We start from the raw sequence: 25,617 nt of genomic DNA, 5'->3' as shown, positions 1-25,617 counted from the left end.
GTCAAGTAGTGAGGGAAGCAAGCACGGACCTTCTGGTCGAGGCGGACCCGGATACCAACGTGACGGACCTTCTTCTGGAACGCTGCCATAAGGATCCGTTCGGAAACCTGTATGCGCATAACACGGCGAACGGTTGGTTGAACGTCTCCGCTGCGAGGTTCCTTGGCGATGTTACCGCCCTGGCCAAAGGCTTGATCGCAGGAGGACTCAACCCTGGAGATCCTGTAGCGGTGTTGTCCCGCTCAAGCTTTGAATGGACTTTGGTGGACTTCGCCATCTGGATGGCCGGCGGAGTCACGGTGCCCATTTATGAGACGTCGTCGGCAAGCCAGATCGAGTGGATCCTGGCCGATTCCGGAGCCCGACGCATCTTTGTGGAGGACGCCGCCAAAGCAGATCTCGTCCACACACTGGTGGAGCACTCTGCCGTCCTGGGCGAGGACCCCGTGGCCATCATTCGGATGGAGCACGACGGCGACGCACCCAACCTGACCAGCGTCTCCGCCGTCGGGATCGGCATAACGGACGCCGAGCTTGAACGCCAGCGCAGCGCAGCGAACCTGGCCAGTGTCGCCTCCATCGTCTACACCTCCGGAACAACGGGCAAGCCCAAGGGCTGCGAAATCACCCACGGAAACTTTGTCCTCGTGGCGCGAAACGTCATCCCGTTCCTCCCCGAGCTCCTCATGCAGCAAGGCGCGCGGACATTGATGTTCCTGCCCTTGGCGCACGTCCTCGCCCGCGCAGTCCAGGTGGTCTGCCTCACTGCCGGCATTACTCTGGGACACAGCGCCGGCGCCAATGGACTGATGGCAGACCTGGGATCCTTCAAGCCCACTTTCCTGCTCGCCGTACCGCGCATTTTCGAGAAGGTCTACGCCGGTGCCAGCCACAAAGCGGCCATGAGCGGAAAATCCGCGCTCTTCTCGGCAGCGTCCGCCACCGCAGTTGAGTATTCGACGGCGGTGGACCTCGCCGCCCGTGGCGAGGGGCAGGGGCCGGGTTGGCTTCTGGGCATGAAGCATTCGTTGTTCAACAAACTCCTCTACCCCAAGGTGAGGGAGCTGTTCGGCGGCAATGTAGGTTACACAGTTTCCGGTGCCAGTCCCCTGAGCCTGCGGGACAACCACTTCTTCCATGGAGCCGGTGTTCCGGTTCTTGAGGGCTATGGGTTGACGGAGACTACTGCGCCCTGCACGGTCAACACACCCGCTATGTCCCGGATCGGGACCGTGGGGATTCCGCTTCCGGGGACCACCATCAGGGTGGCCCGGGACGGGGAGGTGCTGGTCAAGGGCATTGGTGTCTTCAAGGGCTATCACAACAATGACGAGGCCACCCGGGCTGCCTTCGTTGACGGGTTCTTCCGCACGGGAGATCTGGGCGAACTCGACGCCGACGGCTTTCTGACCATCACCGGACGCAAAAAGGACCTCTTAGTGACCGCCGGAGGAAAGAATGTGGCGCCGGCTCCGCTGGAGGAGAAACTGCGCGAACACCCCTTGGTGGGGCAGGCCGTGGTGGTGGGCGATGGCCGGCCGTTCGTCGCAGCATTGCTTGGCCTGGACCCTGAAGGGATTGCTGACTGGTGCGCGGAGAACAAGGTGGCAGCCATGTCCCCCGACGAAGCCGCCGCTGATGACCGGGTGAAGGCAGCGGTTCAGTCTGCAGTGGACGAGGCCAACAAACTCGTCTCAGCTGCTGAATCCATTAAGAAGTTCGCCTTCATCACGGCGGAGCTCAGCGTCGAGTCCGGGCACCTGACGCCCTCGCTCAAACTGAAGCGGGCTGCGGTGCTCAGCGACTTCTCAACGGCAGTGGAGAAGCTCTACGAGAAGTAGCGCACCACCTAGGTAGCTCCGGATCACCACCTAGTCCTTCCAACTCAGCACCTAATTCGGCGCCAATCACCACCTAGTTGGACCGATTCCCCTCTAGGTGGCGTTGTTGTCCCCGTAACGTTTCCTCACGAACCAACGTTCAAAGGGGAACTCATGTCAGATCCATCGGCTGGGCCGGCTCGGGCACTCTACTACTCCCGGGTGCGGGCAACACTGCTGCCTCGTTACATCGGGCTCACGATCATAGCGGTCGGCATGCTTTTCGTAGCCCTGTCAATGGCTCAGCAACGCGTCGACTTACTCGTCCTTCCGATCATCTTCTTTCCGCTGGGATCATTTATCGGCTTCATGACGGTGACGGTGAAAGTCGATCTCCAAAACGTCGTGATCACCTTCTGCGACATCGTCAAACGCACCCTACCAAGGGCAGGAATTGCAATTGTGACCACTGATAAAACGGCCGGTCCCAGCGGCTACGGAATCCGATATATGGGACCCGGCGTGGTCGGTTATCTCGTGGGCGGTCCCGAGGTCAATATCGAGACGAAGTCCGGCAAAACCTTCATCGCCAGCACGGACCGTCCCGACGAGCTCATTGCTGTTCTAACCGAAGTAAGCAACTAAAGAGGAGAAGCAATTGTCGAATCGAACTTGGCCATTGTCAGCAGGAGCTGTGGCACTGAGCGCAGCCCTCGCCCTAGGCACAAACGGGGTCGCAACAGCAGCACCCCCAGAAACCCACGCCGTCACGCGCCATATAGTGAAGGATGCTACGTCCGAGGGCAAAGCGCTCTTCAAGGCCATCTACTTTGGCGTGGGACCGCAGGTAGCTGAGGTTCGGGAGAAGCTGGCCGACGACTCCTACGTGTCCTTCACACAGACCGCGTCGAGCCAAGAGGGACAGGATCTGGCAGCGGACGCGGTTGTGGCTGCTATCGAAGCCAAGAATCCCAAATTCTTCGGAACCTTCCACGCAGCCCTGATCAGTGGGGACGTCCTGCGGGTTGATGCAAAATTCAAGCAAGTCCAGAAGGTCATGACGGACCTCCTGAAGTCCGAGCCACAGCAGGTTACGGCATTGGCAAAGTCAGACACCGCGAATCCGTTGGCGGCCGTACCCGTCTTCATTTGGGCCGCAGCTGTGTGGGATGTCGCTGCGGCGGTCAACTACGCTGTCGGTGTCAACGTTGCTGTTGCCGCTGCAGCCGTCGTCGTGGTGTACGCCAAGGTCGCTTTCTGGCCCTCAAGCGCAACCACGGGTTCGCAGCTGGAGAGTGAGAACAGCATCTCCCAATTCACTGCCGCTCTTGCGCAGGACTGATCCGGCCGCGATTGATGACCTGCGAACAAACCGTTGAGGGTGTCCCCGCTACTGGCCGGACACCCTCGACGGGACCATACGTCCTACCAATTCATCTGCTGGCCCCGACGGCCGGCCTTCTGCTTCTGGGAGCATACTCCATCTTTTCGTCCATACCGTCAACGATCCTGACTCTGCCCTACCTGGACCAAATAAAACCGAACGCCGTGTCAGCTATGCCTCAGGGGTGGGCCTTTTTCTCCAAGTCGCCCCGCGATCCTTCCGTTGCTCCTTACCGCGAGGATGCCAGTGGCTCTTTGGAGTCGCTCAGCCGACTCCCAACCACCCGCGTCGAGAATCTCTTTGGTGTTAGCAGGGAAGGTCGCGCCCAAGGCGTTGAGGTCGCTTTGATATCCAGCGGATCCGAGGCCGGAAATTGGATGGATTGCTCCAGCCCTGTAGTTCAGGAATGCGTGGAACTCCTGCGTGACGCACCCTCGATTGCGGTAACCAATGCTGTTGCCTCGCCCACAGTCTGCGGTGATGTGGTGCTTGTGCAAACCACGCCGGTGCCTTGGTCATTCAGGCACCAAACGTTACTGAGGGATAGGGCCGATAAGGCCGTTAAGATGCGTGTGGACTGTCATGGTCGTTAGGCTCCCAACCATCGTCGCGATCCCGCGAATAGCAATGCCATTGGTCTGGTCCCCGTTCTTGGGAATTATACGAAGCCTTTTGGCAGTGGGAACCATGCTGACGTTGGTTTTCACGAGCAACGACGCACTATTCAGGCCGGTTCTTGGTGTGGGCGATTATCCCCTGTGCCGCGGCGTTGAATCATTGGGCTTGTTCTGTGTCATTCCGCGTGAGCAACTGGGTCTATCCAAAGTCCTGGGGATCTTTATCCTGTTGCTGGTGATCTCCGGAGTCTTGCCCCAGCTCACCGGTGTCCTGCACGCATGGGTAGCCTTCAGCGTTGCAACGGGCATCTCAATTCCGGACGGCGGCGACCAAATTACGTCGAACCTGGCACTACTACTAGTTCCTATCTGCCTCACGGACCCGAGGATGAACCACTGGCGCAGCGCCCGCTCAGGAGTCCGATTGTTGGCATCCCGGGCTGGAACGGCCGGAGTTTCCCTACTGGCCCTGAAGTTGCAGGTCTCTATCCTCTACTTCTATTCAATGACGGGGAAGATATTCCAAACCGAGTGGGCGGAAGGGTCTGCCCTCTACTACATCGGATCTGGCTTTTTCGGCCCCTCGGGAGCCCTAAAGGACGCTTTCGGCCTGCTGACGGACAATCCCGTGGTATCCCTTGGCATGTCGTGGGGCGCACTCCTGATCGAATTGATGCTCGCCGTTACGTTGCTGACCCCCGACAAGTTCCGCCTCGCCTGGTTCGCTCTGGGCGGTTCGCTCCATGCAGGAATCGCGCTGTTCCTAGGGATCTGGAGCTTCCAAGTAGCTATGCTGGCTGCCCTGTCCCTCCTTACGATTCCGGCTACGTCACCGGTCTATTCGGCAGGATTCCGCCTTCGTCACTTCAGGTTCAAGACGGCTTTCGTAGGGACTCGATAATCCCGAACGAATGCAAACCGGAAATTGGCGGCTTAGTGTCCGTTTAGCTGGCCCCTAACGGCGGGATTCCGAGACTTCCTGGCGAAGGCCAGACGACTCCGACTCCTCGTCTGCTTCCCGCGCGGAAGGTTCAGCCTCGTCCGCGGCCTCCTGCTTGTCCGCAACGCCGCGGCGCCGCTTGGTGGGCCATGTCAGGATGAACGTGACCGTGGCCGCCAGGAATACCAGAGCGCCGATCACAATGCCCGCGTCAATCCAGAACTGGCCCGGGAAAAGCCGGATGAGGGTGTCTTCCAGCGCGAAGGTCCATGTTCCGTTGGCAAAGAAAATCCGGTGGAATTCCGTGAAGAACTGCTGCCAGCTCAGGGCGGCCAGGACAGCTAGACCAATGATGATGACCAGCGTGACAATGGATCCGGCAAAGAGACCTCGACGGATCCCGCCATTGCTCCGCTTACGCAAATACAGGATGGCGATGATGCTGAGGATGATGAGCAGGAGCCCTGCCCCGAAGGAGGACAGGATGACCAGCTTCACGTCGGCCATATGGGAAACTTCGCTGTCCATGAAGAGCTTCTCCCCGTCCTGATTAACCAAGCCTCCCAGATACCGGGGGCCGGCCCAGTTACTGAGGTAGTCCACAGCGTACGAGCCGTACGTCATTCGGTCGTCAGTGCTGAAGCCGTATCCGTCGCCGGGGAAACCCGGACGGTTGTACTCCACCCACAGGAACAACGGACTGGTGACTGCCCGGACGGCGAGCACCAAGAGAATGATCGGGTACGAAATGGCCAGCAGCACCTGGAAAACCCGAGGCCCTATTGGCTTCACCTTTGCCGCTTGCTCGCGTTCGGCGTTCCGTCGCGCTACTTCGTCTTCCGGCGGGCGGACCTGAAGGGCCGATGTCGGCAACGGTTCAGAATAGTGCGCCGGCGCCTTGCTGGTGGAGGCTTCGGCAAGGGTGTCCGCGAACAACGGGGTTTCAGTACCGGCGTCGGCAGCTTCAGCAGCTTTGCGGTCCGCGCGGCTACCGGGCTGGCCCTTAGCTGGCGTCGCAGTTGAATCAGCTGAAGATTTTGCTGCCACGGTGGTGGCTCCAGTGGTGGCTGCAGGAGTGGCCTCGGTGGCGCCGCCGGACGTTTTTGGCTTCATCCAGTCGAAGGCCGGTTCGTTGGGGTCCTCGTGGACGGCCGTGTCCGGTTCTTGTGGTTTTTGGCTCTTGTCGCTCACAGCGGGTTCACTTCCGTAGGCATCCACCGGCGATTGCTTGCGGCCGGCTCTCTTGTCTGCTTTCGAGCCTACCGCCCGGCCTTACAGAGACACGCGGTGCCACCCCGGCTGCGACCAGATTGAAACGCAACTGTAAGCTCTATGCTGCGATGCTTCGGTACCCGGCGTCGTTGGCATCCATGTCTCCCGTGACGCCCGCGCGGACGGCCTTCCCGCCCAGGACCAGCGTGTACACCCAGTAGCCTGCTAACACCAAGGCGCCGATAGCGATCTTGGCCCATACGGGCAGGGAACTCGGGGTCACAAAGCCTTCCACAATGCCGGAGACGAGCAGGACGAGCACCAGCCCCAAGGCAATGGTGATCAGGGAACGGCCCTCATCAGCCACGGCCTGCAGCCTCGTCCTCGGGCCCGGCCGCACCATGGCCCAAAAAATCTTGAGCCCCGCAGCACAGGCGATGAAAACGGCCGTAAGTTCCATGAGACCGTGCGGAAGGATGTAGCTGAAGAAAATGTCCATCTTCCCCGTCGCAAGGAAAAGTCCCGCAGCGATTCCCAGCCCCTGCGCGTTCATGAACAGGATGAAGGGCACCCAGAATCCGGTAACGCCGAAAGCCACGGCCTGAGCTGAGATCCAAGCGTTGTTGGTCCACACTGCGCCGGCAAAGGAGGCTGCCGGATTCTCGGAGTAGTAGTCAATGAAGTCTTCCTCCACGTACTGCTGCACTCTGGCGTCACTGGAGGCCACAGCCCTCAATGCCTCCGGTGAGGTGCCAATCCACAGTGCATAAGCACCCGCCACCAGGACAAAGGCCAGCCCGCACCACAGGGTCAGCCACCGGATGCGGTAAAACGCCGCAGGAAGTGAAATGACGAAAAACCGCGCCAGATCCTCCATGAAATTCGAGCGGGCCCCGGTGAAACGCGTCCGGGCCTGGGCCAGCGCTGCGGACAAGGATGCGGACAATCCCGTCTCCGGTGCCACAGAACGGATCAAGGAAAGATGCCCGGACACCGTCTGGTAAAGGCGCAGAAGTTCGTCTGCCTCGGCACCCGTCAGCCTGCGCTTGTGCGCCAGGAAATGAAGCCGCGACCATTTGTCCTCATGTACGGCCGAGAAGGCATCAATGTCCACGCCACCACCCTAGCGCCTGTATCCACCGTGCGGTCAGCCCCGCCGCTAGACTCGTTGATGCGGGCGATCACAGCGCCCACAGAATTGGCAAAACTTGGGGGCAGGCATGAGTTCAATCATCACAGGCGAGGCAGTAGTCCTCGAGCTTCGCCCCGCCTCCTTTGCCGCGCGGGCCCTGGGCCTCATCCTGGATGTCATCTCCCAGGTGGTCCTCGCAATACTCCTGATCATCCTCATCGCCTCAGCCTCCCGGGACCTTGACGATGCCGCCATCCGAGCACTGATCCTCAGCAGCGTTGTGTTCTCCGTGGTCATCGTCCCCGTCACGGTGGAGACCCTGACCCGCGGGCGTTCCTTGGGAAAGCTCGCAACAGGGCTACGAATAGTCCGCGACGACGGCGGGTCCATCCGCTTCCGGCACGCCCTCATCCGCGGGCTCCTTGGATTCCTGGAGATCTACCTGACCTTCGGCGGCCTCGCAATCGGCGTGGCACTCTTCAACGACAAATCCAAGCGCCTCGGGGATATCGTTGCAGGCACCTACTCCCTCCGGCAACGAGTACCCTCAAAGCCCCGGATCATTCCCGTAGCCCCGCATCATCTTCAATCATGGGTGGGCATGGCGGACATCGGCAGGGTACCGGATGCCACCGCCCGACGGGCTGGAACCTTTGTACAGCAGGCTTATCTCATGGCCCCGGCCTCGCGCGTCAACATGGCCGCATCGCTCGCATCCGAACTCGCAAGGTACGTGGCACCACCCCCGCCAGCGGGCACCATCCCCGAAGACTACATAGGCGCAGTCCTCGGGGAACGGCGCAACCGCGAACTCATCCGCCTGCGGCAAGCGGAACAGCGGAACGCAACCATAGGCGAGCGACTCAGGAAACTGCCGTTCACTGACAGTTAGCGCCCCGCTACCGGCTGACGCCGGGCGGCCGCCACCCGTTTGGCTCACCAGTGATCCGGTTTTGTGAGTCTTGGGGGTAGGAGGGTGTGGGGGTCGCCTTCGGCGGCGTTGATCTGCGGTTGGGTCACATAGAGCGCCCTGGAGAGGTCCGCTCCGTGAAGCTGTGCTCCGCGAAGGTCAGCTCCCAGGAGGTCTACGGCGGTGAGGTCTGACTTCCTCAGATTGGCTCCGATCAGGTACGCGCCGCGGAGATCTGCTCCGCAGAGGCGCTGGTTGGCAAGGTTGGCGCCCATCAGGTCGGCACCTGGCTGGAGGCCGCCGTCGGGCGTTTGCTGGTCTTCTGCGCCGTAAGAGGCGCGGGCGTCTTCGCTGACCTCCATCAGGAGCGCCCGGACCTGCCTGTGGAGTGTCTCGACGTCGGTGGCAAGGACCGTTGACGCGTCACCTTGGGCGGCGGCTACTACGCCCTCAGACAGGTGGTCCGCCGCGGCCGCGAGCTCGGGATCGAAGGTCCGTTGCCGGGCCTCAGCCAGGTACCAGAGCATCTCGTGGAGTTGCCTGACTACTTTGAACACCGCGAACATCGAGGACATGGATGAGGGATCCTGTGTCCAACTGGTCCCGGCGAAAGTGTGTTGGGAGACCACTTGGCCGGCACCGAAACAATCAAAGACCGTGCAGCCGCGGAAGCCCCGGGGCCGTAAGCGTTGGTGAATGGTGCAGGAAAAGTCGTCCGCCATGTTCGGGCACGGCGAAGCGGCAGGTTTGTCGATCGCAAAGTCAGCCGACCGGGCAAATCCGAGCGCGGTACAGCACAGGGCGAAGCAGTTGCCGCAGTCCGGGGTGAGGTTTGGTGAAGGTCTCATGCATACTCCAGGTGAAGAGAATAGGTCCGGTGGAAGGAGCCGGGGAACCCATCAACGGGTTCCCTAGGGGGACACCCGCAATCACCATGGAGGGCAGCGCAAAGAGCAGGGCCGACGAACCGTCAGCGCTGGAGAAATGGGTCAAAGCGCGCAGGAAAGAATCACTGCAATGATGTTAACAGCTGTACTAGCGTTGAGCGTAGCTCGCCCAGGGTATGTTCCAGTCTCCAAAGCCTTCCAGCGGTTCCACTGCCGGTGCTCCGGTGTTGAGGATCTGAACGACGTCTCCGGTCTTCATGTTGTTGAAGAACCATGCAGCGTCCGCAGGCAACAGACCGACGCAGCCGTGCGATACGTTGGCCACACCAATAGAGCTCCACGCGGCTTCGAGAGCCTGGTGAACGTAGACACCGGACCACGTCAGGCGGTTGGCGTATTCAACCACGAGCGGCGGGTAGTATCCCTTGTCTCCAGGCTTCAGGCCGATGGTGCCGGCGTTGAAGTTGGAGTGGCGTTCTTGCTCCATGATGACCGCGTAGCCGGTGGGCGAAAGCCAGTCTTCCCCGCCCAGTGAGACGGGGGCGGTGTGGACCAGCTGGCCGTCGGAGTACACGTTCATGGTCTTGGTTTTGTCGTCTACTACGGCCACACGCTGCGGGCCCGTAGTGAACGTTGAGACGACGTCCGCGTTGCCGATCATGTTATTACCGAAATCGACGCCCAGGAGTTTCATGTCCACGGTGACGGTGGTGCCTGAAGCCCAGAAGGCCTCCGGACGGATCCTGACTTTCTTGTCTGAGTACCAGTGCCAGGCCACAGGCTGACCGGATGAGACGGTAATGGCAACCCGCTTTTCCATGGCCGCTTTGTCCACTACGGGCTCGCTGAAGTTGATTTCAATAGGCTGCCCGGAGCCAGCCGTGGTGCCGTTGCGGGGGTAGATGGACGCGTCGGCCTCGTAAGCTGCGGAAACAGTGGTGAAGGTCTGTGACTTTTTGGTCTCTTTCCCCGCAGTATCAACCACGGTGAAGGAGTAGTTGTATTGGGTTTTGAACTTCAGGACTTCCAGAGTGGTCCAGGTGCTGCCATCAGGGCTGGTCTTGCCTTGCACAGGTGCCCCGCCGCTAACCGGCGCCAGCACCACGTCCTTCAGCTTGCCGTTGACTGCTTTGATCTGGGGGCCAACAACGGGATTCCACTCCACAGCCCCATCCAGGGGGGTGATGCCCAACTCCACGGGCTTGGCCTCCACAGTGGGGGCAGGCGACGGTGCAACGGCCGTTTCCTGGGGAGATCCGGCCAGCAGTCCGGGTACCGTGACCACGCCAATTCCGCCCACCACAATAGCTGCGCAGACTCCAACAATGGCAAGGATCTTGCCCTTTTTTCGTGTGGCGACTTCCGTCATGGTTCCCGTCATCCTGTCCCCCGCAAGCACTACTGAACACCCAATTCTAGCCGAAAGGCCGGACACGCTGGTCGCGTGCCCGGCCTTTCGCCATCGATTTGGGTATCACCGGCATCGGCGATGGGTGCTGCCTAGTAGCGGTAATGCTCCGGCTTGTAAGGCCCTGCAACATCAAGATCGAGGTAGTCGGCCTGATCCTTGCTCAGTTCGGTCAGCTCCACGCCCAGAGCATCCAGGTGGAGTCGCGCAACCTTCTCATCCAGGATCTTGGGGAGGACGTAGACCTGATTCTGGTACTCGCGCTCTCCGGCCGGCTGGTCCTTCTTCGTCCAGAGTTCAATCTGCGCAATGGTCTGGTTGGCGAAGGAGTTACTCATCACGAACGACGGGTGGCCAGTGGCATTGCCAAGGTTAAGCAACCTACCCTCGGACAGCACAATGATGGAACGCTCCGAATCAGTGCCTGCCCCGAACACCCATTCGTGGACCTGCGGCTTGATCTCAACCCTCTTGACGCCCGGAATCTTTGCCAGCCCGGCGATGTCGATCTCGTTGTCGAAGTGGCCGATGTTTCCCACGATTGCTTTGTTCTTCATGCCCAGCATGTGCTCGGCCATGATGACGTCCTTGTTGCCCGTGGTGGTGATGAAGATGTCTCCCTGGGCGAGCACCGTCTCCAGCTTGGCCACCTGGTAGCCGTCCATCGCAGCCTGGAGGGCACAAATGGGATCAATCTCTGTGACAATGACCCGGGAACCCTGGCCGCGCAACGCCTCGGCGGCGCCCTTGCCGACGTCGCCATAGCCGCAGACAACCGCAACCTTGCCGCCCATGAGGACGTCCGTAGCCCTGTTGATGCCGTCCGGCAGGGAGTGACGGATCCCGTACTTATTATCGAATTTGCTCTTGGTGACGGAGTCGTTGACGTTGATGGCCGGGAACAGCAGCTTGCCCTGCTCCGCGAGCTGGTAGAGGCGGTGCACACCGGTGGTGGTTTCCTCGGTGACGCCCTCAATACGGGCTGCCAGGCGGGTCCACTTCTGCGGATCAGCGGCAAGGGTCCTGCGCAGAAGATCCAGGATGAGGACGTATTCCTCCGGATCATCTTCAGCGGCAGTGGGGACGGCACCTGCAGCTTCGAAGTCGACGCCCTTGTGCAGAAGCAGCGTGGCGTCGCCGCCGTCGTCGAGAATCATGTTGGGACCCAACTCCGGGTTGGCGTCAGCGCCGGGCCAGGTGAGGATCTGCTCGGCAGTCCACCAGTACTCCTCAAGGGTTTCGCCCTTCCAAGCGAAAACCGGGACGCCCTGCGGGTCCTCGGGGGTGCCCTTACCAACCACGACGGCGGCCGCGGCTTCGTCCTGGGTGGAGAAGATGTTGCAGGAGGCCCAGCGAACTTCCGCGCCCAGGGCCGTGAGGGTTTCTATGAGCACCGCGGTCTGGACCGTCATGTGGAGGGAACCGGCGATCCTTGCGCCCTTGAGTGGCTGGGAGGCACCGAACTCCGCGCGGAGCGACATAAGGCCCGGCATTTCGTGCTCGGCTAGACGGATCTGGTGGCGGCCGGCCTCGGCAAGAGTGATGTCAGCCACTTTGAAGTCAAAAGTCATGAAAGTCCTTAGGGGTACCGTGCGGATGTGGAAGAAGGCGCGTCAGGCCTTGGAATCGTGCTGGCCCGACGTTGCCGCATTGGCAGCGGCCAGCAGTTCCGGTGGCAGGAGCAACGGGATGCCGTCCTCAATGGTGTAGCGGAGCTTTACGCCGTCCGCAGCGGCGTCGGTGGAAACCAACTCATCGCCCTCCTGGACCAGCGGTGACCCCGTCACGGGGCAGCGCAGGATGGACAACAGTTCAGGACTGACCTTTGGCATGAATGATGCTCCCTGGGTGGCGCCGGCATGGCGCCGCTGGCGGATATATCTGCAGATTCCAGACTACCGCGCAGGGAGATCGTGTTTTGATCCCGACGACGAATTGCGTCCAGAGCCCGGGAAGCGTGGCACGGAAAGCGGGTGGCGGGAACGATTAAGTCGGTTCCCGGAGGATCCGCAAGTGCCCGCGGCGGGTGCCCTCGGCGCCGGCGGGCGGCTCCATCTGGGCGTGGTTTTGCCGGGCAGGAGTTTCCGCAGGGGCTGAGGCCGCCTCCCGGACCGCGTTGGCAAGTGCCAGCAAATCATCCGGACCCGGTTCCTGCGGCGTTGTGGGCATGGCCAGACGCAGGACTTCCCAGCCTCGCGGAACCGTCAGGGACTCTGCATGTTGGGAGCAGAGATCGTAGGCGTGCGGTTCTGCGTAGGTGGCCAGAGGCCCCAGGACTGCGGTTGACTCTGCGTACACGTACGTCAAAGTAGCCACCGCGGACTGGCGGCAGGCTGATCTGGAACACTGACGAATGGCACCCACAACATCCCAGATTAGCGCCAATGGGCGGCTATATTGCGCATTGATGGTCCGTGCCCCGCCAACTGTGCCGAGCATCAAGTGAGAAGTCTCCGGCGTATCACCCGACGCGGCGCGGTGCGGGCCATGAGGTCGCGCTGGCGGTTCCTCGGGACTAAAGTCGATATATGCAGTCACAGCCACATGTTCCCGGGTTCAATATCCGGTGGACTGACGCCGATGGCGATCAGGCCCAGGAACACGCCGGTTCGGAAGTTCGGGGCTTCCGGCGACGCCGGCGCAACCGGCACGGACGGGGACTGCGCGGAGAACTGATGCTCCCCAACCTCCCCGGGTTCCGCACCCGCGCGGAGCGATTCGATGACATGGTGCTGGACTCCGCGGAGCGGCTCCAGGACATGTGGGGCAAGCAACTGGACGGTGTGCTCTTTGCCGTGGACGAAATCCCGCCCAACCTTGAACAGCTTGTCGCCCTGGGGAATACGGCCCCTTTGGGCTCCTACACGCCCGGTGGCCGTGGCGAGGCACCCATGATCACGGTGTACCGTCGCGTGGTTGAACAGGGCGTTTCCACCCGTGAGGAACTACAGGACCTCGTCCACGACGTCGTGGTGGAGTACACGGCCGAGATGCTCGGCGTGCCGCCTGAGACCCTGGACCCGGTCTACCGGCGTCGATACCAGTGATGACGGAATAACACCGACGCCGGCAGGCGGGTCATGCTGTCAGCTGGGTCGTGCTGTCGGGCGATTCGCATTGTCGGGCGGCTCATGCGATAAGTGCTGTTGCCTGCAAGGTGTGCCTAGTAGCCGACCGAGACCGGCACCTTCTGTAGCCCTGAGGCCGCATCCTGAATTGCCACGACCGAAACGTCTGTGCGTCCTTGTTTTCCGAGTACCAGCGCGCCGTACACCGGATCACCCGACGCGGACACCACATAACCGGCCACCACGGAGTTGCCGGACTTCTCTGGTAGCTCGATCATGGAGGTGGTCCCGCCGGACATATCCACGTCAACGGACTTGCCAACCTTTCCGTCGGCAGTCACCGGAGCGTAGCTGACTGTGCCTCGCCCTTCAGGGACACCAAAGCTCAGGAACTTCTGCCCGTCCCTGGGAACGGCCACCAAGTGCTGGCTACCGAGGCGTGCCGACGACGGAGACCAGGCTAAGTCCGTTGCATCTTCGGCTTTGGTTCCACGGGTGACCCTCGCTGATGCCAGGAAAGAGACATCCGAGCTGGCCCTGACGGTATAGCTGCCGGCTGGGACGCCGTCAAGGTTGAGGGTGGCCACCGTCCCGCCTTTGACCGTCACCACTCCCCCGTTGGGAATTTTGCGTTCTCCGTTGGCACCGTAAAGGCTGACCTGCACCACGGCGTCAGTAGAACCGGGTACGGCGATCTGAAGCGCCGGAACGGCATCCGCGAACCCCGGCTTCGCGGCCAGGGTTTTGACGCCAGACGGGTCTTGAATATCGACGCCGGACATGACCTGAAGGTTCGATGGACCAGCACCCGGCGAAAGGTACTCCACACCACCCGGAGCGATTCCGCGCAACACGCTCTGTTGGATAGTGGCGGCAACGGGGCCTCCCGTGCTGCGCACGTGCACGGCAAGTTGCGATTCACCGGGCGCGAGGCCGGCCAGGTTAACCGAACGGGTGGTGCCGGGAGCTACCAGGAGACCACGGGCCCCGGGCGCCTGGATCTGTCCCTCGTATCCATACAGTTCAAGGTTGACCGTGGCCGGAGTCTCGGAGGCGTTACTCACGTTCAGAACGGCAGTCCGACCAACAGCAGTGTTGGCGCCCAATAACCACGCGTCATTGCCCGGTGGCTGGCATTGAGTTGCCGCCAGGCCCCGGAGATCGCCGTCAGTGGCTGAGTAACTGAGGTTGGCAGCCAGGGACGCCTGCTCGTTTCCCATGGCATCGGCACCCACCACGGCCGGTGACGTCACCGGGCTGATGGACGCTACGCCGGCGGCGAGAACAGGCGGGCCAGCTGTGGGCGGAGGCGTACTGCTGGGTGCCTCTGCGATCCGGGCCACCAGGTCACCACCCAACGCTGCCACACTGCTCCCTGGCACTGTTCCGGCCGGGTTACTGAGCACCACTGCATTCAGGGCGCTGGTGGCCGTGGTGGATACAGGGCTGAAGTCAGCGTCCGTGCCCACCACGGTTCCGTTCACAAGCCGCGCGGGTTCGGGACACACCGCCAGGGCGCGGCCAGCAGGTACGTCAGCCTGGCGGATGTCCACGGAGGTCCCGCCTGAGGGTTCAGGCACCATGGATGTGGCGGCTACTGCCCCTCCGCCGGCGGCAAGGATGACCACTGCTGACAGGACGCCGGTGATGGCTCCCCTATTGGAGCTGCGGCTGTTGGAGCTGCGGCTGGAGCCGGCGCTGCGGCTGGAGCTGGCGCTGCGGGATTTCTTGGGCTCCTGGGCTTCAGTGCTTTCGCCGGACACGTTCTTCTGGTCCTCAGACACTGCTGTACTCCTTACGGAGGGAGACTTCGTCCCTCGACATGCCGGTTCGGCTACGGCGTGCGGGCATCGGCACAGCCAACAGGACCGTGAGACCGATGACCACCGCTTGCAGGATCCCGAACCACAGGGCCCAGGGGTTTGCGTACCGGATCTCAAGGTCGCCTCCGCTGGCAGGCAGCTCGAACGCCTGTGACCAACCTGATGTTGTGGCCTGCAGTTGGCGACCATCCATCCACGCGGTCCAGCCGGGATCGGAGCGTTCGGCGAGGACGATCTTTCGACCCTCATCCCCGGAGGGCACAGTGGCGTCTACGTTTACTTCTTCGGATGGAAGCGTACTCACAAGAGCACCTTCGGAGTCCACGATTCGTACCCTATGCGCTGTATCGGCGGCAGTAGCGGCTTCCTGGTTCCGGGGCGTCACCCGCCACAGCCATCCGGCGTCGGTCTGGCCTACGGCCACCAGTCCCGGGACTGCGTCGATTCTGCTGGCCGTGAGTTGCGCGGCGTTGTCCTCGGCCTTGAGGACGATGAATCCGGCGCCAAGCTGTTCAAGGTCTGCGCGCGGATCCACGCCCGTGCCCGCCACGATGGTGGCGACGGCCCGACGCAAGGATGTGGTGGCAGCGTCATCGTCCGCGATCTCTTCACGTCCTGGTGCGCCAATGATGGTCCGAGCGGAGGCTATGGTGGACAAACTGTCCAACGTGGTCCCGGCTCCACGCATCAGTGACGAGGAGAAGGCCCCCTGTTCACCGCTGGTGATGACCAGGGTTCGCGTGCGCTCAGGCCCCTGTCCGCGGTCTACGGCAGTAGCAGGCAACGTGCCCGTATCTTCCGGCCAAACCTGACGGCGGGCGCCGAGGGACGACGCCTGTTCGGCAGCCCCGGCCGCCACGCTGGATCCAGCAGTCGGAGTGGGCTGGAGGACGTTTTGGGCAGCCCAGGCCGCCATGCCGGCAAGGGGGCCGGCAACCAGGAGTGCCATGGCGACAGCCGAAGCAACGCGCCGCACCTGGACTGGACGCCGGGAACCCTTGGGCATCCTCCGAGGTGCAGCAAAAAGCTTCTCAGCGCCAAGCACGGCAGCACCCAGGAGTAGCATGCCCGAAGCCGACACCGCAGGGCCGGTGAATGGGCCAACAATCACGTTGTTGTTAACCCCGGTGGCCACGTGACCCACCAACCAACTGCTGGCAAGGGTAGCCAAAGCAACCAACCAGAACACCCGGGCCAGTGCGGCGCGTTTTCCGGGAAGGAACAAGGCGGCAACTGCAAGGATCAGAACTGGTGCGACAACAAGCAGAGCCAGCAGTAGTGCCCATGGCACAACGCCCGGACCGAAGACCGCCAAACCGGTCAAACCGCCGTCGATGTCAAAACCGAGCGGCTGGCCGAGAAGCTGCTGCCACAGGGGAGCTGCCTCAAAAGTCAGTGGCAACCCGGGATCGGCCAACAAGGAGCGCGGCCTGTCCAGCACAGATACTCCATACGGCAGGAACAGGGCGACTGTGGGCAGGAGCGACCACCACAGCGTCTTGCCCCGTTGCCCGAGGACCACCGCAGCCAGAACCACCACAACAATGGCAGGTCCCAACAGCGACGGCGCAGAGGCAGTGACCACGGCCATGGCCAGACCGGCAGCGGCGGCAGCAGTCCACGATGGCGTCCCATTAATTCCGGGCTTGCCGGAGAGCAGGGCAGGACGACGGCTCAGCTGTGTGCCCGCAAGGGCAGGGCCTTGGGCTACGGCGGATCCCGAGGCGCGCAACAGTGCCAGCAGCAACAGCGGCATCATGACATGCGCCACCAGGGACCCGACCCTGCCCTCGTTGATGGAAATCAGCAGTGCAGGAGCACCGGACCACGCCAAGGCGGCCGCAACCCGGAAACGGCGCTTGGTAGTGAGCGCGCCTGCCGCGAACCAGGCGCCAACGGCAGAGAACGGCATGGCAAGGATCAGCAGCCACACCATGGCGGCGTTGCCGTCCCCGCCGCCAAAGAGCGAGAGCAGCCACAACACATAGCCGAACGGATCGCCATGTCCGGGCAGACCTGCTCCCAACGTGATCCACCATGTGGACGCATTGGCCCAAATATCTCCTGGTGAGGCTGAAAGAGGGAGGAGTCCGCCGCCGGTAACAGCGCCTGAGCGCAGCAACCCCAGCAATCCCACGAGCGCGGCGCTGAGTGCCACCAGTGCGGCAACCACGGCACCTGTGCCCACCCAGCCCCGCTCATTGGTGGCCAGAGCGGCGAAGTCATCGGCAGCATCCCCGCTGGGTTCCGGGGCAAGAAGATCGGAGATAGCCGGCGTTTCGTCGGCGGGGCGTATCGCTTCGAGCAACGAGCGCCTGTTGGCACGCACCTCCCGTGAGGGCGTCTGCAGCCCGCGCACAACCGATCTGTGCACCCGTCGCGTCCTGGCCGCAACGCGGCGGCCTTTGGCAATGGCAACGGGCCGAACAAGGGCAGCGATGGTGGCCGTGAACTGCGAGAGGCCATAGCCCGGTTCTTTGACCAAAATGCTCAGCACGAGTCGGATCATGGCGCCGAACAACGCGCCCATCGCCTGGAACGGCACATTCCACCACGGGGTGTGCTTGAGGCGCATGTGGATCTGGGCTTTACGTGCCGCGGAGGATGTACCCAGGCCATGCGGGCGGTGTTCCACATGGAACATGCGGGCACCTGGGACTACAACTACGCGATTGCCCGCGAGCCAGTTCCGCCAGCAGAAGTCCACGTCATCGCCACTGCCCGGCAACGCGGGGTCGAATCCTTCCAACAGCTCCCAGACATCGCGGCGGATCAACATACCTGCGGAGTTCACAGCGAAAGTGTCAGTACGGGCATCGTATTGACCTTGATCAACTTCATCGGCGTCGATCAGTGTGAGGCGTTCCGCCCAGCGACTCGTCGAAAGTCCTACATCCACCAGGTGCCGCTTGTTGTCCCAGCCGAGCTGCTTACACCCCGCCACTGTCACTGAGGGCGCGCGTTCAACCGCATGGAGAAGCTCCGCAAGCGCATCAGGCGCGGGGGCGGCGTCATCGTGCAGGAGCCAGATCCATTCGACGGACGTGGTCTTGGCGTCGTTGCCGGCCGGTGCGTCACCGCCATCGGCAGCGTGTGCGGTGTGTCCCGAGGGGGCCAGCTCCTGCAGACCAGCCTGGACAGCGGCCCCAAAACCCGACTTTGCATGGTGGAACGAGGTCACCTTGTTGTGGCCGAAGGCCTCGCTGAGTAATTCCAGTGAGTTATCCGTGGAACCTGTATCAACGCCAATGGCGGCATCCGCCGACCGCGTTTGGTCCGACAATGCCGCCAATGTTCTGGGCAGATAGTTGCCGCCGTCGTGGGAAACCACGACGGCGGTAACATGCACTTCCTTGAGAATTAGACCGCTCGCTTCCTTAGCCGACGACGCTCCCGCTCGGAGAGCCCGCCCCAAATACCGAACCGCTCATCATTGGCGAGAGCATATTCCAAGCACTGCGAGCGGACGTTGCACGCTCCGCAGACCTTCTTGGCGTCCCTCGTCGATCCACCCTTTTCAGGGAAGAAGGCTTCAGGATCGGTCTGTGCGCACAGCGCATCAGTCTGCCAGCCAAGTTCGCCTTCGTCATCGAAGTCCCCCTGGGGAAGGCCGATCCACACGGGTTGCCCCGGCGTCTCAACGGGACGACGCAGCTCCATGGGAGGGTCGTCCAGGTCTTCATCCGGCCCAGCCGGAAGGTCACCAATCAGTGCCTCATGAGCAGCGAGGAGGGCGGTAGCCTGATCCTCCAAAGACTGCTGGACATTCTGGTTGTATCGATCTGCCGCTTCCGGGTCCGCCGGGTCAACGTACCAATCCCCCGGTACTTCCCTCGAACGGTATTTCACCGACGCATGTTCTGCGACGACTGCATCTTCCTGGATACGCAACGCTTGCCCCATGGCGTCCCTCCTGATTTTGCAGCTGCTGCTTGGATGTGTTTCCGATTCCCGGCGACGTTCCGGGTATCTGTGCAGCGGCGTTGATTACTAATTACACGCGTGTAACTACCCACCAGTCAAGCCGCGCCGGGATAATAATCAAGAATCTCTAGAAACGTGGGATGCGCCACGCCCAACATTTTTGTCGAGCCGCCGCGTGTCGTGGCGCAAAATGACAGCCTTGGATCGGCCCGGATGAACTTTCATTGAATTTCCGCGGAAAATTGCATCAGCTTCCGCGGGAGGCCAACGACTGGAGAAAATAGGGTGTGTTGCATTTCACATTAACGATGGCCGGCCCTAAGGAACCTGCCTAACGCCGTGGCAAGATTGACGCATGAGCATCCCGGCAGCGAACCTGATGACCGCCCTACGATCCGGTCACTCAACCTCACCACGACTCACTTGGTATGGCCCCGACTCCGAGCGGGTTGAGCTATCGGGGCGCGTTCTGGACAACTGGGTAGCAAAAACCAGCAACCTGCTGCAGGACGAACTTGACGCCGAACCAGGGATGTCCATCAGGTTGGATCTGCCGGCGCACTGGAAATCCGTCGTCTGGGCCCTGGCTGCCTGGCAGCTGGGCATGGAGGTGGTCTTCGACCACACCTCAGCCGACCTCCTGGCGACGGACAAGCCCGACGACGGCGCCGGGGCCGGCTTCGAGGCGGTGGTCGCCGTGCCGCTCGCGGCACTTGCGATGCGCTGGCCCGGCGAGCTGCCATCCGGCGTCGTGGACTACGCCGCTGAAGTCCGTTCCCACGGTGACGTCTTCATGGCACACAACGAACCCGAGGCAAGCTTGCCCGCCGTGCGCGGAACCACCGGACTGCCCCATGAAGAACTTATTGATGGCTTTGCTACTCCACAAGAGCCAGGCGTCCGCCTGCTGGTCCGCGCCACCGAAGGCTTGGAGCACTGCCTGGCAGCATCCTTGGGCGCTTGGAAGGAGGACGGCTCAGTAGTACTGGTGCATCCGGACTTGGACGTGACAGAACACCTGCTCGAGAACGAGCGCGTCAGCCGTTCGTAGCGTTAGAGATTCTTGACGGAAGGAAATTCGCCCGTTGCAGGGTTCGTCCCTGCCTCGGAACCCGCCTTCGCCTTATGGTGAAGCTCAATGATCTCGTGGTCATGCGAGAACTCGGGTTCGGCGTCCAGCTCTTCGTTGAAGACCCAGAAGCGGTACGCAAAGAAGCGGAAGATGGTGCCCAGGATGAGGCCCACCACGCTGCCTGCGATGAACAGCGAAGGTTTGTCGTTGAGGTCCAGAATGTACTTGGCGAACCACACACAGCCGGATGCAATCAGGAGACCTACAAGGTTCATGATGGCAAACAAAACGGCCTCACGAACAACGTTGGCCTGCTTGCGGTGCCGGAACGTCCAGAAGCGGTTTGCCACCCAGGAGAAAATACTTGCAACAATCGTCGCAATGGCCTTCGCCCACACTTCGCTGCCGTGCATCGGGCCGGAAAACAGCCAGATGAAAACGGCCGAGTCAATGACAAAAGCAACACCGCCGACGGCGCCGAACTTTGCTACCTCACGCCAAAAAAGTGAGGCAAGTCCGCGGATGCGATCTGCAAGTGTGGTGATCATGACCCTCCATGGCCGTTGAAATGTGGGCCGATGGGCCAAGCCCATTTTAGCGCCGATTTCCTTGCGCTGCCTTTGAGGGGGCTGTGAGAAGGCCGATACTGACACCCCACACCGGTAGAAATCCGTCCCATGGGGCGGCAGAATCAGTGATCCTGGCGCCGGTTCGGTAGGCTGAACCTTGTGACTTTTCCAGTAATTGGCGTAGTTGGCGGCGGCCAACTCGCACGAATGATGGCTCCGCCCGCTACCGCACTGGGCTTCGAACTCCGCGTTTTGGCTGAAGGTGAGGACGTTTCTGCCGTGGCTGCAGTAGCCACCGCACCCATTGGCGACTACAAGGACCTGGATGCTCTCCTTGAGTTCGCCAAGGGGCTGGACGTCATGACCTTCGATCACGAACACGTCCCCACACAACACCTCCAGGCCCTTCTTGACGCTGGTGTCAACGTCCAGCCGGGCCCGGATGCCCTGGTCAACGCCCAGGACAAATTGGTGATGCGTGCTGCCATTGATCGTCTTGGATTGCCCAACCCGGAGTGGTCGGCTGTCTCCACCGTTGAGGAGCTGGTGGCCTTCGGCGATAGGATCGGCTGGCCCGTAGTCCTGAAGACACCCCGCGGCGGTTACGACGGCAAGGGTGTCAGGATTGTTGACACCCCGGACGAAGCCTTGGACACGGCAGACTGGTTCCAGGCCATGAGCCCGCTCCTGGCCGAAGCCAAGGTTGATTTCAGCCGCGAGCTCTCTGCCCTTGTGGCACGCAGCCCCAGTGGCGAATCGCGTGCCTGGCCCGTTGTGCACACCATCCAGGTGGATGGAGTCTGCGACGAAGTAATCGCTCCTGCCCAGAACATCTCTGTTGAAGTGGCGGCCGCTGCCGAGGAAGCTGCCTTGCGAATTGCCAACGAACTTGGCGTCACCGGGGTCATGGCTGCAGAACTCTTCGAAACGCCAGGAGTCGGAGCCGGCTTCCTCATCAACGAACTCGCCATGCGCCCGCACAACACCGGTCACTGGACGCAGGACGGCTCCATCACCAGCCAGTTCGAGCAGCACCTGCGTGCCGTGTTGGACCTTCCTTTGGGCGCTACCGATGCTTTGGCGCCGGTGGTAGTCATGAAGAACTTCCTGGGTGGCGACAACCAGGACCTCTTCAAAGCCTTCCCCATGGCGTTGGCCTTCGAGCCAGCAGCCAAGGTTCACTCCTATGGCAAGTCCGTCCGGCCAGGCCGCAAGATCGGCCACGTGAACCTCGTTGGCAGCTCGGTTTCCGACGTCGACTCCGTCCGCCAGCGCGCCACCGCGGTGGCCAACATCATCCGTGACGGCCGCAAACCGGAACAGACCACCCTTGAGGAGACTGCATGACTTCCGAAAAAACGGCCCCGTTGGTAGGACTTGTGATGGGCTCGGATTCCGATTGGCCGGTCATGGAAGCCGCGGCGGATGCCCTGGCCGAGTTCGGCATACCCTTTGAGGCAGACGTGGTCTCGGCCCACCGGATGCCCACCGAGATGATCCGCTACGGACAGACGGCCCACGAACGCGGCCTGCGCGTCATCATTGCCGGTGCGGGCGGCGCAGCCCACCTCCCCGGCATGCTGGCTTCGGTGACGCCCCTTCCGGTCATAGGTGTCCCGGTCCCCCTCAAAACCCTGGACGGCATGGACTCCCTCCTGTCCATCGTGCAAATGCCTGCCGGCGTTCCCGTGGCCACGGTATCCATCGCAGGAGCACGCAACGCGGGACTTCTTGCCGTTCGCATGCTCGCCTCAGGAACGGATGAACTCGCGTCCAAGCTCCGCGAAGACCTCCTTACCTTTGCCCAGGAACTGAACGACGTCGCTACCAAGAAGGGCGAAAACCTGCGCCACAAGGTGGAACAAGTCTTCTCCCCTGCCAATGCCTCCGCCCGGAGCTCCCGCTAGGAAGGCAGCGGTTGATGACCATGCACAAGTCCACGAATCAGCCCGGTTCCGCCCTGACTGATCCCGTCCGCTATCCGTCCAGCGCGAGTGCGCCGGTGCGGACCAAACGCGCCTTCGTGCTGGTACTCCTCACTCTCTTTGTTCCCGGCAGTGCCCAAATCGTTGCCGGAGACCGCAAACTTGGCCGCATGGCTTTGCGCGTCACCATCACGGTGTGGGCCCTTGCCCTGCTCACGCTCATCGTTGCGCTGGTGAATCGAAGCCTGCTGCTCAGCCTTGCCACCCATCCCGTGGGCTCGTTGTTCATCATTGTGATCCTGGTGGCGTTGGCCTTGGGGTGGGCCTTCCTGTTCCTCAATACTCTGCGGATCATCAGGCCGGCACTCCTGGCACCGGGAATGCGGCCCATCATCGCCGTCGTTTTGGCGGTAAGCACCGTCATCGCCAGCGGATCCCTGGGCTACCTCGCCTACGTGCTGAACGTGAGCCGGAATGCGATCGGCAGCATCTTCAACGCCGGTCCCGCCATCGATCCCGTGGACGGGCGTTATAACTTCCTCATGATGGGAGGCGACGCCGGCGACGACAGGACAGGCCGGCGACCGGACAGCCTCTCCGTCATCAGCGTCGATGCCAAAACCGGAGAGAGCGCCATCATCTCCGTCCCCCGCAACCTGCAAAATGCGCAGTTCAGCGAGGGCTCGCCCATGCGCGAGATTTACCCGGACGGCTACAACTGCGGCGACGAATGCCTCATCAACGCCGTCAACACCGAAGTCACCAACAACCACCAGGATCTCTACCCGGGGGTTGCCGATCCCGGCGCTCAGGCCACGCTCGAAGCGGTGTCCGGCACCTTGGGCATCACCGTCCAAGCTTATGTCTTGGTGGATATGGACGGCTTTGCCAAACTCATCGATGCCATGGGTGGAATCCGTATCAAGGCCGGCGGTTGGGTGCCTATCAGTGGTCCGGTCACTGACGAGGCGAACGGAATCCACGGCATGCCTGACGGCTGGATCCCGGCCGGTGATCAGCACCTGAATGGTTTCCAGGCCTTGTGGTACGGACGTTCCCGCGAGTTCGTGGATGACTACGCCCGCATCGCGCGCCAGCAGTGTGTGCAGCAGGCCATGCTCAAGCAACTCGATCCCGCCACCCTGCTGACCAAGTTCGAGGACATCGCCAACGCCGGCACCAAGGTGGTGGATTCGAACATTTCCTCCACCCAACTGGGCAGTTTCGTTGACTTGGCCTTGAAGTCCAAGAACCAGCCGGTCAAGCGCCTCACCATCGGGCCCCCGGACTTTGACGCGTCCTTCTCCACGGTGCCTGACTTTGACCTGATCCATGCCAAGGTCCAGGAAGTCCTGGCGTCGTCCAACACCCCCAAGGCGGAAGACGCCGTCGTATCCCACGACGACGCCAGTGCCGGTACCGTTGTGGCCGCGGGTCCAACAGCCGGGCTCCTGCCCGCAAGTCAGCTGCCCTCGCCGTCGGCCGATTTCACCCCCGTAACCACCACACCGGACGGCACGCCAATCACCATCGAGTTGCTGAACGGCCTCAAGGCGCAAGGCGATGAGCAAGGCATCCGTAATCTCGTGGCCACCAATGGACAGTGCGCGCCCCTGTAGGCTTGTTCGTCCGCTCCACCCCACGTCCAGCGCAACGATAAGGACCTTCTTTCGTGTACAAGATTGAGAATGTTTTGCGACCCTACGCGTGGGGTTCGACGACGGCCATCGCCGAACTGCTGGGTCGTCCCGCGTCGGGGGGACCCGAGGCCGAGATGTGGATCGGGGCCCACCCGGACTCGCCCTCCGCAGCCGTTCACCCCAACGGTGTTACCCAGCCCCTCGATGCCCTGATCGGCTCGGACCCGGTGCGCTGCCTGGGTTCCGAGAGCATCGCCGAGTTCGGGCCCCGGCTCCCCTTCCTCACCAAGCTCCTGGCTGCCGAGCAGCCTTTGTCCTTGCAAGTGCACCCCAGCCTGGAGCAGGCACGGGAAGGATTTGCCAGGGAGAATGAAGCCGGGATCCCGGCGGATGCCGCGAACCGCAACTACCGCGATGACAACCACAAACCGGAGATGATTTTCGCCCTGACTCCGTTCAAGGCACTGTGCGGTTTCCGTTCGCCGGCTGCGTCCAAGGACATCTTTGAGCACTTGGCCTCTGTCCTTGATTCGGCAGCAGTCGATACCCCCGATGTCATCAGCGGCGTCATCGCAGACCTCGGCCATTCCGATGAGTCCGCAGCGCTGAAGGCCGCCTTCAGCCGGCTGATCCAGGGTGGCAGCGACGTCTCCGACGTGATCCATGAGGTGGTTGCCGTCCTGTCCGCCGGTGCACCGTTGGAGCCGCACCGCGAAGCCCTGACCGCAATGCTGGACATCAATGAGGCCTTCCCCGGAGATCCCGGCGTCCTCATTTCCCTCCTTCTCAACCACCTGTCCCTGGAGCCCGGCGACGTGGTCTACCTGCCTGCCGGCAACATCCACGCTTACCTCCACGGATTGGGCGTGGAGGTCATGGCGTCCTCTGACAACGTGCTCCGCGGCGGACTCACGCCCAAATACGTGGACGTCCCCGAGCTGCTCAAGACTGTCCTTTTCGAAGCACTGGGCGTGCCGCGCGTCGAGGCCAGCGGTACGGAATTCGGGCAGGAACTGTACCGCCCGCCCTTCAAGGAATTCCAGCTCCAGCGCATCGAGCTTGCCCCGGGGGCCGAGCCGGTGCCGCTGGCGCAAACCGGGCCCGCCGTCGTCGTGGTGGTATCCGGTTCGGTGATGCTCGACTCCCCCAAGAGCGACCTCCGGCTTGAGCGCGGCGCCGCCGCGTTCATCCCCGATATCGAAGCGCCCGTCAATGTTCACCCAGTGCAAGGTGCCACCGACGTCAGTGTTGCCTTCGCAGTGACCACGGGCCTGGGGAACTGATCC

General features: G+C 62.1%; 23 protein-coding genes. 12 read left to right on the top strand and 11 right to left on the bottom strand.

Annotated features, from left to right (window positions below):
• Positions 1-8 precede the first annotated feature (8 nt).
• The 5 genes from LDN70_RS06525 to LDN70_RS06505 all read left to right on the top strand — a co-directional run bounded on the left by LDN70_RS06525 (position 9) and on the right by LDN70_RS06505 (position 4,722).
• The gene (locus LDN70_RS06525) at positions 9-1,841 is read left to right on the top strand and encodes an AMP-dependent synthetase/ligase (RefSeq protein WP_223942093.1); all 1,833 of its coding nucleotides are present in this window, start codon (positions 9-11) and stop codon (positions 1,839-1,841) included.
• Positions 1,842-1,994: 153 nt separating this feature from the next.
• Positions 1,995-2,465: a hypothetical protein gene (locus LDN70_RS06520; RefSeq protein ID WP_142939848.1), complete on the top strand. Its 471-nt coding sequence runs from the start codon at positions 1,995-1,997 to the stop codon at positions 2,463-2,465.
• Positions 2,466-2,478: 13 nt separating this feature from the next.
• Complete coding sequence (locus tag LDN70_RS06515; RefSeq protein ID WP_142939849.1) at positions 2,479-3,162, top strand: sporulation delaying protein family toxin; 684 nt, start codon at positions 2,479-2,481, stop codon at positions 3,160-3,162.
• A 14-nt stretch (positions 3,163-3,176) separates the two neighbouring features.
• Positions 3,177-3,797 (top strand): SdpA family antimicrobial peptide system protein, encoded by a 621-nt coding sequence (locus LDN70_RS21225; protein WP_142939850.1) that lies wholly within the window; start codon positions 3,177-3,179, stop codon positions 3,795-3,797.
• Between the two features lie 94 nt (positions 3,798-3,891).
• A complete protein-coding gene (locus tag LDN70_RS06505) occupies positions 3,892-4,722 on the top strand; it encodes a sporulation-delaying protein SdpB family protein (RefSeq protein ID WP_238703466.1) in 831 nt (276 codons plus the stop codon).
• Positions 4,723-4,776: 54 nt separating this feature from the next.
• Here LDN70_RS06505 and LDN70_RS06500 read toward each other — a convergent pair whose 3' ends face one another.
• Together LDN70_RS06500 and LDN70_RS06495 are read right to left on the bottom strand one after the other, a co-directional pair.
• Entirely contained in the window at positions 4,777-5,952 is a 1,176-nt protein-coding gene (locus LDN70_RS06500) for a TIGR01906 family membrane protein (protein WP_223942092.1), read from the bottom strand.
• Between the two features lie 139 nt (positions 5,953-6,091).
• The gene (locus LDN70_RS06495) at positions 6,092-7,087 is read right to left on the bottom strand and encodes a stage II sporulation protein M (RefSeq protein ID WP_142939852.1); all 996 of its coding nucleotides are present in this window, start codon (positions 7,085-7,087) and stop codon (positions 6,092-6,094) included.
• Positions 7,088-7,193: 106 nt separating this feature from the next.
• Between LDN70_RS06495 and LDN70_RS06490 the strand changes: the two genes are divergently transcribed.
• Complete coding sequence (locus LDN70_RS06490) at positions 7,194-7,997, top strand: RDD family protein (RefSeq protein WP_223942091.1); 804 nt, start codon at positions 7,194-7,196, stop codon at positions 7,995-7,997.
• A 44-nt stretch (positions 7,998-8,041) separates the two neighbouring features.
• On the opposite strand, the gene LDN70_RS06485 is transcribed toward LDN70_RS06490, so the two are convergent.
• The 5 genes from LDN70_RS06485 to LDN70_RS06465 form a co-directional block, all read right to left on the bottom strand.
• The gene (locus LDN70_RS06485; protein WP_166841425.1) at positions 8,042-8,863 is read right to left on the bottom strand and encodes a pentapeptide repeat-containing protein; all 822 of its coding nucleotides are present in this window, start codon (positions 8,861-8,863) and stop codon (positions 8,042-8,044) included.
• 187 nt (positions 8,864-9,050) lie between these two features.
• Positions 9,051-10,271, bottom strand: a complete 1,221-nt coding sequence (locus LDN70_RS06480; protein WP_223942090.1) for a L,D-transpeptidase — start codon at positions 10,269-10,271, stop codon at positions 9,051-9,053.
• Between the two features lie 131 nt (positions 10,272-10,402).
• Positions 10,403-11,881: an adenosylhomocysteinase gene (ahcY, locus tag LDN70_RS06475; RefSeq protein WP_223942089.1), complete on the bottom strand. Its 1,479-nt coding sequence runs from the start codon at positions 11,879-11,881 to the stop codon at positions 10,403-10,405.
• A 42-nt stretch (positions 11,882-11,923) separates the two neighbouring features.
• A complete protein-coding gene (locus LDN70_RS06470; RefSeq protein ID WP_142939858.1) occupies positions 11,924-12,142 on the bottom strand; it encodes a Trm112 family protein in 219 nt (72 codons plus the stop codon).
• A 154-nt stretch (positions 12,143-12,296) separates the two neighbouring features.
• Entirely contained in the window at positions 12,297-12,674 is a 378-nt protein-coding gene (locus LDN70_RS06465; protein WP_250821481.1) for a DUF3499 domain-containing protein, read from the bottom strand.
• 164 nt (positions 12,675-12,838) lie between these two features.
• Between LDN70_RS06465 and LDN70_RS06460 the strand changes: the two genes are divergently transcribed.
• Complete coding sequence (locus tag LDN70_RS06460; RefSeq protein ID WP_142939859.1) at positions 12,839-13,357, top strand: metallopeptidase family protein; 519 nt, start codon at positions 12,839-12,841, stop codon at positions 13,355-13,357.
• Between the two features lie 116 nt (positions 13,358-13,473).
• Here the strand turns inward: LDN70_RS06460 and LDN70_RS06455 are convergent, their stop codons facing one another.
• From LDN70_RS06455 to LDN70_RS21120, 3 genes are read right to left on the bottom strand one after another with little or no spacing between them, the layout of a single operon-like run.
• Positions 13,474-15,162 carry a DUF5719 family protein gene (locus tag LDN70_RS06455; protein ID WP_223942088.1) on the bottom strand — a complete coding sequence of 563 codons (1,689 nt, stop codon included), beginning with the start codon at positions 15,160-15,162 and terminating at the stop codon, positions 13,474-13,476.
• Positions 15,155-18,550, bottom strand: coding sequence for a glycosyltransferase family 2 protein (locus LDN70_RS06450; protein ID WP_223942087.1), 3,396 nt, complete (start codon positions 18,548-18,550; stop codon positions 15,155-15,157). The genes LDN70_RS06455 and LDN70_RS06450 overlap by 8 nt, the downstream gene beginning before the upstream one ends.
• A gap of 11 nt (positions 18,551-18,561) precedes the next feature.
• Positions 18,562-19,104 (bottom strand): WhiB family transcriptional regulator, encoded by a 543-nt coding sequence (locus tag LDN70_RS21120; RefSeq protein WP_250821467.1) that lies wholly within the window; start codon positions 19,102-19,104, stop codon positions 18,562-18,564.
• Between the two features lie 376 nt (positions 19,105-19,480).
• On the opposite strand from LDN70_RS21120, the gene LDN70_RS06440 reads away from it, so the two are divergent.
• Positions 19,481-20,176 carry a TIGR03089 family protein gene (locus LDN70_RS06440; RefSeq protein ID WP_223942086.1) on the top strand — a complete coding sequence of 232 codons (696 nt, stop codon included), beginning with the start codon at positions 19,481-19,483 and terminating at the stop codon, positions 20,174-20,176.
• Positions 20,177-20,178: 2 nt separating this feature from the next.
• Here the strand turns inward: LDN70_RS06440 and LDN70_RS06435 are convergent, their stop codons facing one another.
• Complete coding sequence (locus tag LDN70_RS06435; RefSeq protein WP_166841431.1) at positions 20,179-20,745, bottom strand: GtrA family protein; 567 nt, start codon at positions 20,743-20,745, stop codon at positions 20,179-20,181.
• 180 nt (positions 20,746-20,925) lie between these two features.
• Between LDN70_RS06435 and LDN70_RS06430 the strand changes: the two genes are divergently transcribed.
• The 4 genes from LDN70_RS06430 to manA are packed head-to-tail and all read left to right on the top strand — an operon-like array spanning position 20,926 to position 25,614.
• Positions 20,926-22,113 carry a 5-(carboxyamino)imidazole ribonucleotide synthase gene (locus LDN70_RS06430; protein WP_223942085.1) on the top strand — a complete coding sequence of 396 codons (1,188 nt, stop codon included), beginning with the start codon at positions 20,926-20,928 and terminating at the stop codon, positions 22,111-22,113.
• On the top strand, positions 22,110-22,673 hold the full coding sequence (gene purE, locus LDN70_RS06425) for a 5-(carboxyamino)imidazole ribonucleotide mutase (RefSeq protein WP_166841433.1): 564 nt from the start codon (positions 22,110-22,112) through the stop codon (positions 22,671-22,673). Before LDN70_RS06430 ends, purE begins: the two co-directional genes overlap by 4 nt.
• Before the next feature lie 14 nt (positions 22,674-22,687).
• A complete protein-coding gene (locus tag LDN70_RS06420; protein ID WP_166841434.1) occupies positions 22,688-24,310 on the top strand; it encodes an LCP family protein in 1,623 nt (540 codons plus the stop codon).
• 53 nt (positions 24,311-24,363) lie between these two features.
• Complete coding sequence (manA, locus tag LDN70_RS06415; protein ID WP_223942084.1) at positions 24,364-25,614, top strand: mannose-6-phosphate isomerase, class I; 1,251 nt, start codon at positions 24,364-24,366, stop codon at positions 25,612-25,614.
• The last annotated feature ends 3 nt before the right edge of the window (positions 25,615-25,617 follow it).

Source organism: Arthrobacter sp. StoSoilB22, from assembly GCF_019977315.1.
Classification (GTDB): Bacteria; Actinomycetota; Actinomycetes; order Actinomycetales; family Micrococcaceae; genus Arthrobacter.
This window is presented reverse-complemented; position numbering and strand designations above follow the sequence as displayed.